The following is a 13,014-nucleotide window of genomic DNA, read 5'->3' as shown; positions in this document are numbered from 1 at the left end:
TTATTCTTAAATTACTTTATTTCTACAGTTGCTCCTACTTCAGCAAGCTTTGCCTTTATTTGTTCAGCTTCTTCCTTGCTTACAGCTTCCTTTAGAGTCTTTGGAGCGTTGTCAACTAGGTCCTTAGCTTCCTTTAATCCAAGACCAGTTAGTTCTCTTACAACCTTAATTACCTTAACCTTTTCAGCACCTGCATTTGCAAGAATTACATCAAATTCAGTCTTTTCTTCAGCTGCTGGAGCTGCTGCAGCTGCTGCACCTGCAACTGCTACTGGAGCTGCTGCACTAACTCCGAACTTTTCTTCACATGCTTTTACTAATTCATTTAGTTCAAGAACAGTCATATTTTCTATAGCTTGAATGATTTCTTGAATTGTCATTTTAAAACACCTCCACTAAATTTTAATTATTATGCATTTGCTTCTTCTTTTTGTTTTCTAATAGCATCAAGCACATAAACAAGGCTTGATAATGGTGACTTGATACTTCCAAGGAATTTTGCAATAAGAACATCTCTTGGTGGTATCTTTGATAATTCAACAACCTTCGCAGTGTCAAATAATTGTCCTTGTACAACACCTGCTTTTAGTTGTATTGCTTTATTCTTTTCAGCAAAGTTAGCAAGTATTCTTGCTGGTGCAGTTGGATCATCGTATCCAAAAGCAATAGCAACTGGTCCTTCAAAATATTGATCTAAACCTTCAATACCTGCTTCCTTAGCTGCTCTTAAAGCTAAAGTATTCTTTACAACTTTGTATTCTACGCCCGCTTCTCTCATATTTTTACGAAGCTCAGTATCTTGCTCAACTGTAATACCTATATATGATGTCAAAATAGCTGCTTGGGCTTTTTGGAATTTTTCTGCAAGTTCTCTTACTTTTGCTTCTTTAATTTCTCTGTTGCCCACCGTTTACACCTCCTTGCCTTTTATATAGGCCTTTTGCTAAACACAAAAGGCCTCCCGTAGACATAGAGAGGCCTAAATATCATATCTAAAACCTCGGTAGGTCGGTTACCCGTTATGCACTATGGCACCTACTGTCTACGGCATTTTTTTCGTATTCAGTTCGACTTAAATATTATATCAAATTTAAAGCAGCGTGTCAATATATTATTCAAGAGTCTTTGCTGGATTTATCTTAATTCCAGGTCCCATTGTACTTGAAACTGTAACACTCTTGATGTATTGTCCTTTTGCTGCTGCTGGCTTAGCCTTTACTATAGCTTCCATTAATGTATGGAAGTTATCAAGAAGCTTTTCAGTTCCAAATGACTTCTTTCCAATTGGAACGTGTACTATAGCAGTCTTGTCAACTCTATATTCAACCTTACCTGCTTTAATTTCAGCTATTGCCTTAGCAACATCAAATGTAACTGTACCTGATTTTGGGTTTGGCATAAGTCCCTTTGGACCAAGTATCTTACCTAATCTACCTACAACACCCATCATATCTGGAGTTGCTACTACTACATCGTAGTCAAACCAGTTTTCCTTTTGAATCTTATCAACAAGTTCTTCTGCTCCTACATAATCTGCACCTGCAGCTTCAGCTTCCTTAGCCTTATCTCCCTTAGCAAACACTAAAACCTTAACAGTTTTTCCTGTACCGTGTGGAAGAACAACTGCTCCTCTAACTTGTTGGTCAGCATGTCTTGGATCTACACCAAGTCTTACATGCACTTCGATTGTTTCATCAAACTTAGCCTTAGCAGTTTGGATTGCTAAATCTAAAGCTTCCTTTGGACTATAAAGTACGCTCTTATCTACAAGCTTTGCACTTTCTAAATAATTCTTTCCTCTTTTCATCTTTAACCCTCCTTATGTGGTATTAACGGTAATAACCTCCCACTAAAAAGCAGGAAATTACTCAACTATTTCAATTCCCATACTTCTTGCAGTTCCCTTGATCATGCTGATCGCAGCATCTAATGAACCTGCATTTAGGTCTGGCATTTTAAGTTCAGCTATTTCTCTTACCTTAGCCATTGAAACCTTAGCTACCTTTTGCTTGTTTGGTACTGCTGAACCTGACTCTATACCAGCTGCCTTCTTTAATAGTACTGCTGCTGGAGGAGTCTTTAGTATAAAGTTGAAGGATCTGTCTTGATATATTGTGATAACAACTGGGATTATTAATCCTGCTTGATTTGCAGTCTTTGCATTAAATTCCTTACAGAATCCCATAATGTTAACACCGTGTTGACCAAGTGCTGGACCTACTGGTGGGGCTGGAGTTGCCTTACCTGCAGGTAATTGAAGTTTTACCATACCTACTACTTTCTTTGCCATTTTCTATACACCTCCTTAAAATGCGAAATCATATCTTTTCAATCTGGTTAAAATCAAGTTCGATAGGAGTTTCCCTTCCGAACATATTAACCAGAGCTTTTATCTTTTTCTTTTCATAGTTAATTTCTTTAATTTCAGCTATGCAGCTTTCTAATGCACCGCTTATTATTCTAACGTTTTCACCTACTTCTACATCTATAAGCTGCACTGGTTCAACAATTCCCATTGCCTCAACCTCTTCATCTGTTAAAGGCACTGGTTTAGAGCCTGGTCCTACAAAACCTGTAACACCTCTTGTGTTTCTAACTACATACCAAGACTCATCTGTCATAACCATTTTAACCAAAACATATCCTGGGAATTTTTTTCTTTGAACTACTTTTGTTTTATCGTTTTTGTTTCAACGACATCCTCTAAAGGAATTTGAACATCTTGTATAAGGTCATGCAAACCTCTGTTTTCTATAGTCTTTTCTAAATTTGCCTTAACCTTGTTTTCATAACCTGAGTATGTGTGTACTACATACCATCTTGCTCTTTCTGCCATAGCTTAAGGGACTAACCTTTATAGTCCCTCCCTCCTTTTATTTAAAATAATTGAGGACACCCTTTAGTATGTTACTAAACACTGAATCATATACGGCTATTATTATTGTAAAGAACAACATAACCACAAGTGTCTTAATTGTTGCTTCCTTTACATCATTTAATGTAGGCCAGGTAATTTTTTAAATTCGGCCTTTATATCCTTAAAATATGACACTACCCCATTTGATTTAGCTGCCATAAGATTCACATCCTTAATCAAAATTACTTTGTTTCTTTATGAACAGTATGCTTCTTGCAGAATTTGCAGTATTTATTTAGCTCTATTCTATCTGGGTCATTCTTCTTGTTTTTAGTTGTGTGATAATTTCTTTGCTTACATTCTGTACAAGCTAATGTTATCTTTACTCTCACCTTCTACACCTCCTAGTTGAGAAAAGTGCTACATCACTATTTTTAAGCATTCTATTTTAATTTATCATAAATACTACATTGTGTCAAGAACACAAATAAATTTAATATTTACCATATTAAAAGTAAAATAGGAAGCTCAGGATAACCCTAAGCTCCCAATGTTATTATTCAAAAATCTTAGCAACAACACCAGCACCTACAGTTCTTCCACCTTCACGGATAGCGAATCTTAATCCTTCTTCCATAGCGATTGGAGTGATTAGTTCAACTTCCATATTGATGTGGTCTCCTGGCATACACATTTCTACACCTTCTGGTAGCTTAATTGAACCTGTAACGTCTGTTGTTCTGAAGTAGAATTGTGGTCTGTATCCGTTGAAGAATGGAGTATGTCTTCCACCTTCTTCTTTCTTTAATACGTATACTTGACCTTCAAACTTCTTGTGTGGATTTACTGATCCTGGCTTTGCAAGTACTTGACCTCTTTCGATTTCGTCTCTTGTTACACCTCTTAATAGTGCTCCTATGTTGTCTCCTGCTTCTGCCATATCAAGTATCTTTCTGAACATTTCTACTCCAGTTACTACTGTCTTCTTCTTTTCATCTGATAGTCCTACAATTTCTACTTCGTCTCCTACCTTTAGTACTCCTCTTTCTACTCTACCAGTTGCAACTGTTCCTCTTCCTGTGATTGTAAATACGTCTTCTACTGGCATTAGGAATGGCTTATCTCTATCTCTTTCTGGTGTTGGAATGTAGCTATCTACTGTGTTCATAAGCTCTAATATCTTTCCACACCATTGACAATCTGGCTTTCCGCATCCACATTCTAATGCTTGTAGTGCTGATCCTACTACTATTGGAGTGTCATCTCCTGGGAATTCATATTCGTTTAGTAGGTCTCTGATTTCCATTTCTACTAGGTCGATTAGTTCTGGGTCGTCTACCATATCTGCCTTGTTTAGGAATACTACAATGTATGGAACACCAACTTGTCTTGCAAGTAGTATGTGCTCTCTTGTTTGTGGCATTGGACCATCTGCTGCACTAACTACTAAGATCGCTCCGTCCATTTGTGCTGCTCCTGTTATCATATTCTTTACGTAGTCAACGTGTCCTGGACAGTCAACGTGTGCATAGTGTCTTGTTTCTGTTTCGTATTCAACGTGTGCTGTGTTGATTGTTATTCCTCTTTCCTTTTCTTCTGGTGCCTTATCTATTTCGTCATACTTTGTTGCTTGTGCTCTTCCGTATTGAGCTAATACTGTTGTTATTGCTGCTGTTAATGTTGTCTTACCGTGGTCTACGTGTCCTATTGTTCCTATGTTTACGTGTGGCTTGGTTCTCTCAAAATGTGCCTTTGCCATTTCTCTTCTCCTCCTTTATGTATAGTTTAATATTGCAAAATTTGAACTTCCCATTTTGGGTTCCTGCTTCACAGATTATTAATCTCCACAGGCGTAACTTCGGACTGTTCATACCCTAGTTTATTTTTTCGCCCATTTTTAGTTGGGCGATATGTCTGACAGAAAAACTCATCCTGGTGTTTCATAAATGTAAAATAATGGAGCCCATGATCGGGATTGAACCGACGACCTCCACCTTACCAAGGTGACGCTCTGCCTACTGAGCTACATGGGCAAAGCTCAGAATACACTTCAGTATTATATTGTACACTCTTAAAAAAATATGTCAATATTATAATTAATCCTCTGTCAATAGCTTTTCTATTTTTCTTTTTACTCTTTGAAGTGCATTGTCTATTGACTTTGCGTGTCTATCTAAATCACAGGCAATCTCTTGATAGGTTTTTCCATTTAAATAACTTCTCAAAACCTCAAGTTCTAAATCACTCAATACTTCCCTCATTCTCTTTTCAATCTTTTTCTCTGTTCTTTGCTTATTATAAGCTCTTCTGGGTCTGATACATATATAGTAGATAAAACATCTATAAGAGTTCTATCTGATTCTTCATCATAAACAGGTTTATTTAGCGATATGTAGCTATTTAGAGGAATATGTTTTTGTCTGGTTGCAGTTTTAATTGCTGTTATTATTTGTCTTGTAATGCATATTTCTGCAAAAGCTCTAAAGGAAGCAAGCGTTTCTGGCTTAAAATCTCTTATTGCTTTATATAAACCTATCATTCCTTCTTGATATAAATCTTCCTTTTCAGCTCCAACTAAAAAATAACTTTTAGCCTTTGATTTAACGTAATTTTTATATTTATTTATCAAATATTCCTCTGCTTTATTATCCCCCTTTTGGCAAGTTCAACAATTTCTTCATCCACCATATCAATATAATTCAACATTTTATTTTGTTTAGCTAAATTATAACTCAATTTAACCCCCTAAATCAAAGGCCTCAACTAAAATAAATTATAATGCTAAATCCTCCATAAATCAAGTATTTTCAACGCTTTCGACGCATTTTTTCAAGTTTTTCCAAAATTTCCTCATCTAAGACATCAGCAAGTGTAATGGTTTTATCTTTATAGCTAACATTCGACTTTTTCTTAACCTCTTTTTTAATGTCTCTATCTCCCACCAAAGTTCTGTTGGAGTAATTCTTGCACCACCCATCTGAAGAATTATTCTCTGCTCTATATAGTCGGAGGTTACCACATATACTTGCCCTTTTTAGAGTAATGTGCAACGTTTCTCTCTATATAACAATCGGCAGTTTCACCCTCTTTTGTATATACAACATCAATATTTCCTATTCTTTGTACACTTTCTACTTTCCCCTTTGAAGGTGTGCATCAAAAACAACTATTACAGTTGTATTCTTTATAACTGAATACTCCTGCAATAAATCAACCAGTTTATCTCTGGCATAATCTAAATTTTCATCTTTAATATTTTTTAAAATATTCCATTGATTTATTACATTATAGCCATCCACAAACATATATCTTTTAAATTCCACTTTATATTCCCCTCTGTCTTATAACTTCATACATTACAACCCCTGCTGCAACAGAAGCATTTAAGGAATTAACTTGCCCCATCATAGGTATCTTTACAATAATATCACAATTTTCTTTAACAAGCCTTGAAAGTCCTTTACCTTCGCTTCCAATTACAAGACCAATCGGTCCTTTAAGATTTGTTTTATAACTTATCTCACCATCCATATCTGTTCCTATTATCCAAAGACCCTTTTCTTTTAGTTCCTTTATTGTTTGTGTTAGGTTTGTAACCTTAGCAACCTTTGTGTGCATTGCAGCTCCTGCAGATGCCTTTATAACTGTTGGGGTAACTAATGCTGATCTTCTTTTAAAATTACAACTCCGTGGGCTCCAAATACATTTGCCGACCTTATAATCGAACCTAAATTATGCGGATCCTCAATTTCATCAAGTAAAATTATAAAAGGATCTTCTCCCTTCTCCTTAGCATATTCTAAAATTTCATCTACTGTTGAATACTTATAGGGAGAAACAACTGCAATAACCCCTTGATGTACATTAATTACAGACATATCATCAAGTTTCTTTCTATCAACCTCTATAACTGGAATTCCCTTCTCCTTTGCTAAAGCATTTATTAGTTTCATAGGTCCTTCTTGTGATAAACCCTTTGCAATATATATCTTCTCAACAGTTGTATCTGATTTTAATGCCTCTATAACAGGGTTTTTACCTTCTACAATATTTTCTACATTTTCATTTTTAAAATCTACTTTCTTTTTAGTTTTGTTCATACATTTTCTCTCCTTTTTATAAGTATTTTTCCCTCATTTCCTTTTGTTTACCACAACTCATACTTCCTCTTTACAAGCACCCCTTATACAGGATGGTCCAGCAAATTTAAATATCGTAGGTGCTACCTCCTTCACTTGCTTTAGCATTTCATCAGCAACCTGTCTTATTTCCCATTGAGCTCTTGTACAGCATCTATGATTAAAGAAGTGCAAAAGAGTTCTTGCATTCATTGTAACAACAATTTTAGTTTCACAGGCATTAGGAAATACATATCTTGCATCTTCTATTGCCATTTTTTCAGCCTTTTTTCAGCACTATTTTCATCTTCCCCTTCTTTAATCAATCTTTTCATATGGTTTTCCTTTAATATAGCAGATATTTTGTCATAGTATTCTTGATCCTTCTTCATAGCTTCAAGAAACAAATTTAATGCCTCTTCATTTTCATATATTGCTGGAGGAATAATGTATTCAAATTGATTAAGTCTAACATACCTTTGACTTTGTTGTGAATAGGAAGCTATTCTATGTCTTACAAGCTGATGGCTACAAGCTCTTGATATACCTTCAATTGCAAAGGTAAAACTTATATGCTCTATAGGAGATTCGTGCCCTAATGACATAAGCATATTTAAAAATCTCTCTGTTGATTCATCATCAAGTTTATTTGAAATTTCTTCCACTCCAACTGCACTATAACATAATTTTGCAGCTGATGCTACTATTTTTTCAGCATCAGGAGTATAGGCTAAAAGCTTAACTTTTAATTTTGATTCCATAAAAACACCATCCCTTATACATTAATTTTATTTAAAGTAATATCTACAATTTCGTCAAGTCTATCGTATCTTCTTGTAAGGTAGAGATATCCTATTAACCCTTCAAAGGCAGTAGCCATTTTGTAATCAAATAAATTTGCATTTTTAGGAACGTGTCCTACCTTTGCATTCCTTGTCCTTCTTACTATATCAAGCTCCTCTTCTGTTAGAATAGGTTCAATTTCCCTTAAAAACTGTGCCTGATTTGATGCCTTAACATACATTATTGACGCTCTATGGATTTGGTTTGGTTTTACTATACCCTTTGTAATAAGGTGACTTCTTACAAACATCTCATATACAGCATCTCCAATATACGCCCAAATAATAGGACTTAATAGTCCTACTTCTCTTCTGCTAAGTCCTATATACTTGTCAACATTTAACATTTTAAGCTCCCTTTCTTAATCTTATTTAATATTAACTTTACACCATTATAACAAAAATATATTATTATATTAATAAAAGATTTGGAGGATAATATGAAAAAGGTAAAATCTTTTATCTTTGAAAATGACCTAAGAATTTTATATGCTTTTAATATAATATACAAACGAAAACTTTTTGACAAGATAATGCCCTTAGTGACTCATCTTGGGGGACCTGTTTTTACAATAGTGATGCCTCTTTTAATGATATTTTGCGGAAATGATTATCTAAAGGAATGCGGTAAAAATTGCTTAATATCTCTATCCACAAGCCATATTTGTGTACATTTTATTAAAAGGCCTTCTCAAGACAAAGACCTTGTTGGATAAATAAGGATTTTTCATCCTTTAACATCGAACTAAAGGATTATTCCTTTCCATCTGGGCACACAACAGCTGCGTTTTCAATATTTACAACATTAGCATTTTTCTTTCCTTATCTATCAGTTTTATTTATCTCGCTTGCCCTTTTAGTAGGTCTATCAAGAATTTACCTTGGAGTCCACTATCCAACAGACGTAGCAGCCGGAATATTAATCGGTTCCCTCTTCTCCTACCTTACCTATATATTTTAAAAGGGCCTTAAGGCCCCTTTTACATCCTCTTCCACCTTACACCCTGTGGTGTATCCTCTAATATTATTCCCTTGCTTTAAGCTCATCTCTTATCTTATCTGCAAGAGCAAAATTCTTTTCTTTTCTTGCTTTTTGTCTTTCTTCAATAAGTCTTTCAATCTCTTCATCTAAATCTTCTTTAGTCTTTTTTGAAGTATTGCAAGTGGAGAACCAAGCTCCCTTATTAAATCTAACGCCTTCTTTGCAATTTCCTTAGAACTTTCAAGGTTAATATTACTATTAATATCCCTTACCATATCAAAAATAACAGAAATTGCATCTGCAGTATTAAAATCATCATCCATAACTTCAATAAACCTATCTCTATAACCATCAAGTTTTACACTAAATTCCTTTTCTTCTTCCTTAATTGTGTCAAACTTTGAAAGCTCAATTACGTGTTCAAGATTTGATATAGAATTATAAATTCTCTCAAGTCCAGCCTTTGCTTGTTCTAATAAATCAAGGCTAAAGTTAATAGGATTTCTATAGTGTCCAGACAACATAAACATTCTAATAACTTCTGCATCATATTTTTCTAATATTTCTCTTGCTGTAAAAAGTTATTTAATGATTTTGACATCTTTTGATTGTTTACATTTAAATAGGCAGCGTGCATCCAATACTTAGCAAAGGTTTGCCATTTCTTGCTTCACTTTGTGCTATTTCATTTTCGTGGTGAGGAAATACTAAGTCTGCTCCGCCACCGTGAATATCAATAGTTTCACCAAGTAGCGAGCAAGCCATTGTTGAACACTCTATATGCCAACCTGGTCTTCCTTCACCCCAAGGGCTTTCCCACGCTGGTTCTCCCTCTTTTTGGCCTTCCATAGTGCAAAATCCATAGGATTTCTCTTTCTCTCATCTACCTCAATTCTTGCACCAGCCTCTAAATCCTCTATGCTCTGATGGCTTAATTTTCCGTACTCTTTAAATTTAGTAGTATCAAAGTAAACATCCCCATCAACTGCATAGGCAAATCCTTTGTCCTCTAAATCCTTAACGAACTTTATTATCTCATTTATATACTCTGTAGCCCTTGGATTCACAGTTGCTCTTTTTAAATTTAATGCATCTGCATCCTTATAATACTCACTTATATATTTTTCTGCTACATCCTTTACAGTTACACCTTCTTCATTTGCCCTCTTAATCATTTTATCATCAATATCTGTAAAGTTTTGAATAAATTTTACTTGATACCCTCTATACTCCAGATATCTTCTAATGGTATCAAACACAATAAAGGTTCTTGCATTACCTATGTGGAAAAAGTTGTAAACAGTAGGTCCACATACATACATCTTAACAACACCAGGTTCTACTGTTACAAAATCTTCCTTTTGTCTTGTCATAGTATTAAAAACCTTAATTCCCATAACATCACCTCTTTATTATATAAATTAACCCCTCCATCTCCTTAGAGACGAAGGGGCACTCCGTGGTTCCACTCTAATTAGGCAATAGCCTCACTCAAAATTATAACGGAATTACCGTCTCTACCTACTTGACCTTCAGTAGAAAAGCTCAAGGACGCACTAAAGGAGTGTCCATATAGCTGCTCACAGCCTAAGACAGCTACTCTCTGAAATGGATTAATTCCTTATTCTTCCCTTCATTGCCTTTTATTTTATTATAGCAAATTTTGTTTTACATATTCAATTCTTTTTATTAACATATCTCTACCTAATATTTCTAAAACATTCACAAGCTCAGGACCGTGAACTTGACCTGTTACAGCAACTCTTATTGGCATAAATAACGCTTTTCCCTTTGCTCCTGTTCTCTTTTAACTTCATTCATTATGTCCTTTGCATTTTCTTTAGTAACTACTTCTGTTTCTAATAGTATATTCTTAAATTCATCAAGTAGTGCAGCAACGTGTTCTTGCTTTAATACTTCCTGTGCTTCTTCGTTTTCTAAATTAACTTCTTCTCCAAAGAATATACCCACGTGGTTTACAATCTCTGAAACATTGGATAATCCGCCTCTTACTGTATCTACTATCTTTGATATCCATTCTCTATTTGTATTTGCAAATTCCTCTGTAATAAACTCACCTTTTACAAGATGAGGAATTGCTAAATCAACTATTCTATCAAGCTCTGCATTTCTTATATAAATCCCATTTATATGATTTAACTTATCGATATCAAAAACAGCTGGATTCTTACTTACCCTATTTATATCAAACATTTTTTCAAGTTCTTCCATAGAAAATATTTCTTCTTCTCCCTCAGGAGACCATCCAAGTAGAGCAAGGAAGTTAATTATAGCCTCTGGAAGATATCCCGCATCTCTATATTGTTCTACCCAAGTCGAACCGTGGCGTTTACTCATCTTTGTTCTATCTTTTCCAAGTATTAAAGAAACGTGTGCAAACTTTGGAATATCAAAACCTAATGCCTTATATATAAGAATTTGTCTTGGTGTATTTGAAAGATGTTCTTCTCCACGAATTACTGTAGTTATTTTCATTAAATAGTCATCAATTGTAACTGCAAAGTTGTAAACAGGTATTCCGTCTGATTTTACTATAATAAAATCCCCAATATCGTTTGAATTAAACTCTACTCTTCCTCTTACAAGGTCATCTACTACAATTAGCTCATCTTCTGGCACTCTAAATCTTACAACAGGCTTTCTACCTTCTTTTTCAAACCTTTCTCTCTCTTCTTCTGTTAAGTTTCTACATTTACCTGAATATCTTGGCATTTCTCCTCTTTTAGTGCCTCTTCTCTTTCTTTTTCAAGCTCCTCTTCTGAGCAGTAGCAAAGATATGCCTTCCCTTCATCTAAAAGCCTTTGAACATATGGATTGTATATATGTACTCTTTCTGTTGATCTATAAGGCCCGTGTTCTCCTCCAACCTCTATACCTTCGTCCCAATTTATTCCAAGCCACTTTAAACCTTCAATAATAACCTTTTCTGATTCCTCTGTAGAACGGTTTAAATCTGTATCTTCAATTCTAAGCAAAAACTTTCCACCAGTCTTCTTAGCATAAAGATAATTAAATAGTGCTGTTCTTGCACCACCTATATGCAAATGCCCTGTTGGACTTGGGGCAAATCTAACTCTTTCCATAATACACCTCCGTAAAATAATATACTAATACAATTTTATATATTTATTCATTTTTTTCAACACATATATTAAAAAAGCTACAGATGAATCTGTAGCTATGCATTCTTTTTTGAATTATATTCGCAAGTACCATAGGGTCTATATTTCCACCAGTTAATACACAAACAACATTTTTACCAGACATATTTACCTTTCCATTTATAACAGCAGCTGCTGTTGTTGCACCAGCTCCTTCAACTACAAGCTTTGATTTTTGTAGTAGTCTATATATTGCATCCTCTATCTCATCCTCTGATACAGTAACTACATCGTCAACATATTTTTGTATTATATCAAAAGTTACATCCCCTGGTGTCTTAACTGAAATACCATCTGCTAATGACTTCACACCTGGTAGTGTCACTATCTTACCTGCATCAAGTGATGCTCTTGTTGAAGCTATAACCTCAGCCTGAACCCCAATTACCTTTATGCTTGGTTTTATATGCTTCATTGCTATTGCTATACCTGATATAATTCCACCTCCACCTATTGGAACAACAATAGCATCAACATCACTAAATTCATCAAGTATTTCAAGACCTATTGTTCCCTGTCCAGCAATAACATATGGGTCGTTGAAGGGATGCACAAATGTTGCACCTGTTTCCTTTTGAATTTCAACAGCCTTTTGATAACAATCATCATACACAAGTCCATATTGAACTACTGTTGCACCATAAGATTTTGTTGATTCTACCTTAGTCTTGGGAGCAGTCTCTGGCATACATATAGTTGCATTTATCCCAAAAACCTTTGCAGCATATGCAACACCCTGTGCATGATTTCCTGCAGATGAAGCTATAACTCCTCTTTTTCTTTCTTCTTCTGTTAGACTTGCTATTTTGTTATACGCTCCTCTTAATTTAAATGCATTCGTCTTTTGTCTATTCTCTGCCTTTAAAAATACATTCATTCCCGTTAATTGAGTTAAGCTATAGGACTTAGCAAGTTCTGTTTTTCTCACTACTCCATCTAATCTTTTTGAGCCTCTTTAATCATTTCAAAAGTAACTTGCATATTTTTCCCTCATTCCTATAAAAATTTTAAATTATCTTAATATTAATATACA

11 protein-coding genes, 1 tRNA gene, 8 pseudogenes and 2 other annotated features are annotated in these 13,014 nt (G+C 34.8%); of the genes and pseudogenes, 2 read left to right on the top strand and 18 right to left on the bottom strand.

The genetic code is table 11. From position 1 onward, the window contains the following. Positions 1-11: 11 nt before the first annotated feature. From rplL to PL321_RS09720, 14 genes and pseudogenes are all read right to left on the bottom strand, one after another. Positions 12-380 (bottom strand): 50S ribosomal protein L7/L12, encoded by a 369-nt coding sequence (gene rplL, locus PL321_RS09785; RefSeq protein ID WP_027309276.1) that lies wholly within the window; start codon positions 378-380, stop codon positions 12-14. A 29-nt stretch (positions 381-409) separates the two neighbouring features. Continuing rightward, entirely contained in the window at positions 410-907 is a 498-nt protein-coding gene (gene rplJ / locus PL321_RS09780) for a 50S ribosomal protein L10 (protein WP_073249892.1), read from the bottom strand. Between the two features lie 33 nt (positions 908-940). Then, positions 941-1,066, bottom strand: a sequence feature (ribosomal protein L10 leader region). Between the two features lie 45 nt (positions 1,067-1,111). After that, complete coding sequence (rplA, locus tag PL321_RS09775; RefSeq protein ID WP_273961900.1) at positions 1,112-1,807, bottom strand: 50S ribosomal protein L1; 696 nt, start codon at positions 1,805-1,807, stop codon at positions 1,112-1,114. Between the two features lie 57 nt (positions 1,808-1,864). Beyond that, a complete protein-coding gene (gene rplK, locus PL321_RS09770) occupies positions 1,865-2,290 on the bottom strand; it encodes a 50S ribosomal protein L11 (RefSeq protein ID WP_273961899.1) in 426 nt (141 codons plus the stop codon). 28 nt (positions 2,291-2,318) lie between these two features. Beyond that, positions 2,319-2,836: pseudogene (gene nusG, locus PL321_RS09765) on the bottom strand (transcription termination/antitermination protein NusG). Between the two features lie 37 nt (positions 2,837-2,873). Next, the gene (gene secE, locus PL321_RS21315) at positions 2,874-3,014 is read right to left on the bottom strand and encodes a preprotein translocase subunit SecE (RefSeq protein WP_443110771.1); all 141 of its coding nucleotides are present in this window, start codon (positions 3,012-3,014) and stop codon (positions 2,874-2,876) included. Between the two features lie 85 nt (positions 3,015-3,099). After that, on the bottom strand, positions 3,100-3,249 hold the full coding sequence (gene rpmG / locus PL321_RS09760; protein ID WP_027309270.1) for a 50S ribosomal protein L33: 150 nt from the start codon (positions 3,247-3,249) through the stop codon (positions 3,100-3,102). Between the two features lie 164 nt (positions 3,250-3,413). Beyond that, complete coding sequence (gene tuf, locus PL321_RS09755; protein WP_273961898.1) at positions 3,414-4,616, bottom strand: elongation factor Tu; 1,203 nt, start codon at positions 4,614-4,616, stop codon at positions 3,414-3,416. 198 nt (positions 4,617-4,814) lie between these two features. Next, positions 4,815-4,890, bottom strand: a tRNA-Thr gene (locus PL321_RS09750). A 63-nt stretch (positions 4,891-4,953) separates the two neighbouring features. Beyond that, positions 4,954-5,545: pseudogene (sigH, locus tag PL321_RS09745) on the bottom strand (RNA polymerase sporulation sigma factor SigH). Between the two features lie 166 nt (positions 5,546-5,711). After that, positions 5,712-6,162, bottom strand: a pseudogene (locus PL321_RS19925) (NYN domain-containing protein). A 19-nt stretch (positions 6,163-6,181) separates the two neighbouring features. Then, positions 6,182-6,957 (bottom strand): annotated as a pseudogene (gene rlmB / locus PL321_RS09730) (23S rRNA (guanosine(2251)-2'-O)-methyltransferase RlmB). Positions 6,958-6,973: 16 nt separating this feature from the next. Beyond that, a pseudogene (thyX, locus tag PL321_RS09725) lies at positions 6,974-7,736 on the bottom strand (FAD-dependent thymidylate synthase). Between the two features lie 14 nt (positions 7,737-7,750). Beyond that, the gene (locus PL321_RS09720) at positions 7,751-8,164 is read right to left on the bottom strand and encodes a Mini-ribonuclease 3 (protein ID WP_273961895.1); all 414 of its coding nucleotides are present in this window, start codon (positions 8,162-8,164) and stop codon (positions 7,751-7,753) included. Positions 8,165-8,257: 93 nt separating this feature from the next. Between PL321_RS09720 and PL321_RS09715 the strand changes: the two genes are divergently transcribed. Together PL321_RS09715 and PL321_RS09710 are read left to right on the top strand one after the other, a co-directional pair. Further along, on the top strand, positions 8,258-8,533 hold the full coding sequence (locus PL321_RS09715; RefSeq protein WP_273961894.1) for a hypothetical protein: 276 nt from the start codon (positions 8,258-8,260) through the stop codon (positions 8,531-8,533). Beyond that, entirely contained in the window at positions 8,530-8,778 is a 249-nt protein-coding gene (locus tag PL321_RS09710; RefSeq protein ID WP_337961146.1) for a phosphatase PAP2 family protein, read from the top strand. The genes PL321_RS09715 and PL321_RS09710 overlap by 4 nt, the downstream gene beginning before the upstream one ends. A 19-nt stretch (positions 8,779-8,797) precedes the next feature. Here PL321_RS09710 and PL321_RS21310 read toward each other — a convergent pair. From PL321_RS21310 to ilvA, 4 genes and pseudogenes are all read right to left on the bottom strand, one after another. Then, positions 8,798-9,140 (bottom strand): annotated as a pseudogene (locus PL321_RS21310) (DALR domain-containing protein); the annotation flags it as partial. A gap of 180 nt (positions 9,141-9,320) precedes the next feature. Continuing rightward, positions 9,321-10,121 (bottom strand): annotated as a pseudogene (cysS, locus tag PL321_RS09700) (cysteine--tRNA ligase); the annotation flags it as partial. A gap of 115 nt (positions 10,122-10,236) precedes the next feature. After that, positions 10,237-10,445 (bottom strand) — a binding site (T-box leader). A 5-nt stretch (positions 10,446-10,450) separates the two neighbouring features. Next, a pseudogene (gene gltX / locus PL321_RS09695) lies at positions 10,451-11,903 on the bottom strand (glutamate--tRNA ligase). A gap of 43 nt (positions 11,904-11,946) precedes the next feature. Beyond that, positions 11,947-12,909: a threonine ammonia-lyase gene (gene ilvA / locus PL321_RS09690; protein WP_273961893.1), complete on the bottom strand. Its 963-nt coding sequence runs from the start codon at positions 12,907-12,909 to the stop codon at positions 11,947-11,949. Between the last annotated feature and the right edge of the window lie 105 nt (positions 12,910-13,014).

This window comes from Caloramator sp. mosi_1 (genome assembly GCF_028622835.1).
In the GTDB taxonomy this organism is placed as follows: domain Bacteria; phylum Bacillota; class Clostridia; order Clostridiales; family Caloramatoraceae; genus Thermobrachium.
This window is presented reverse-complemented; position numbering and strand designations above follow the sequence as displayed.

Excerpts from the sequence above, each read along its gene's own strand:
- rplL (WP_027309276.1), bottom strand. The coding sequence starts at position 380 with ATGACAATTCAAGAAATCATTCAAGCTATAGAAAATATGACTGTTCTT.
- PL321_RS09720 (WP_273961895.1), bottom strand. The coding sequence starts at position 8,164 with ATGTTAAATGTTGACAAGTATATAGGACTTAGCAGAAGAGAAGTAGGA.
- PL321_RS09715 (WP_273961894.1), top strand. The coding sequence starts at position 8,258 with ATGAAAAAGGTAAAATCTTTTATCTTTGAAAATGACCTAAGAATTTTA.
- tuf (WP_273961898.1), bottom strand. The coding sequence starts at position 4,616 with ATGGCAAAGGCACATTTTGAGAGAACCAAGCCACACGTAAACATAGGA.
- rplA (WP_273961900.1), bottom strand. The coding sequence starts at position 1,807 with ATGAAAAGAGGAAAGAATTATTTAGAAAGTGCAAAGCTTGTAGATAAG.
- rplK (WP_273961899.1), bottom strand. The coding sequence starts at position 2,290 with ATGGCAAAGAAAGTAGTAGGTATGGTAAAACTTCAATTACCTGCAGGT.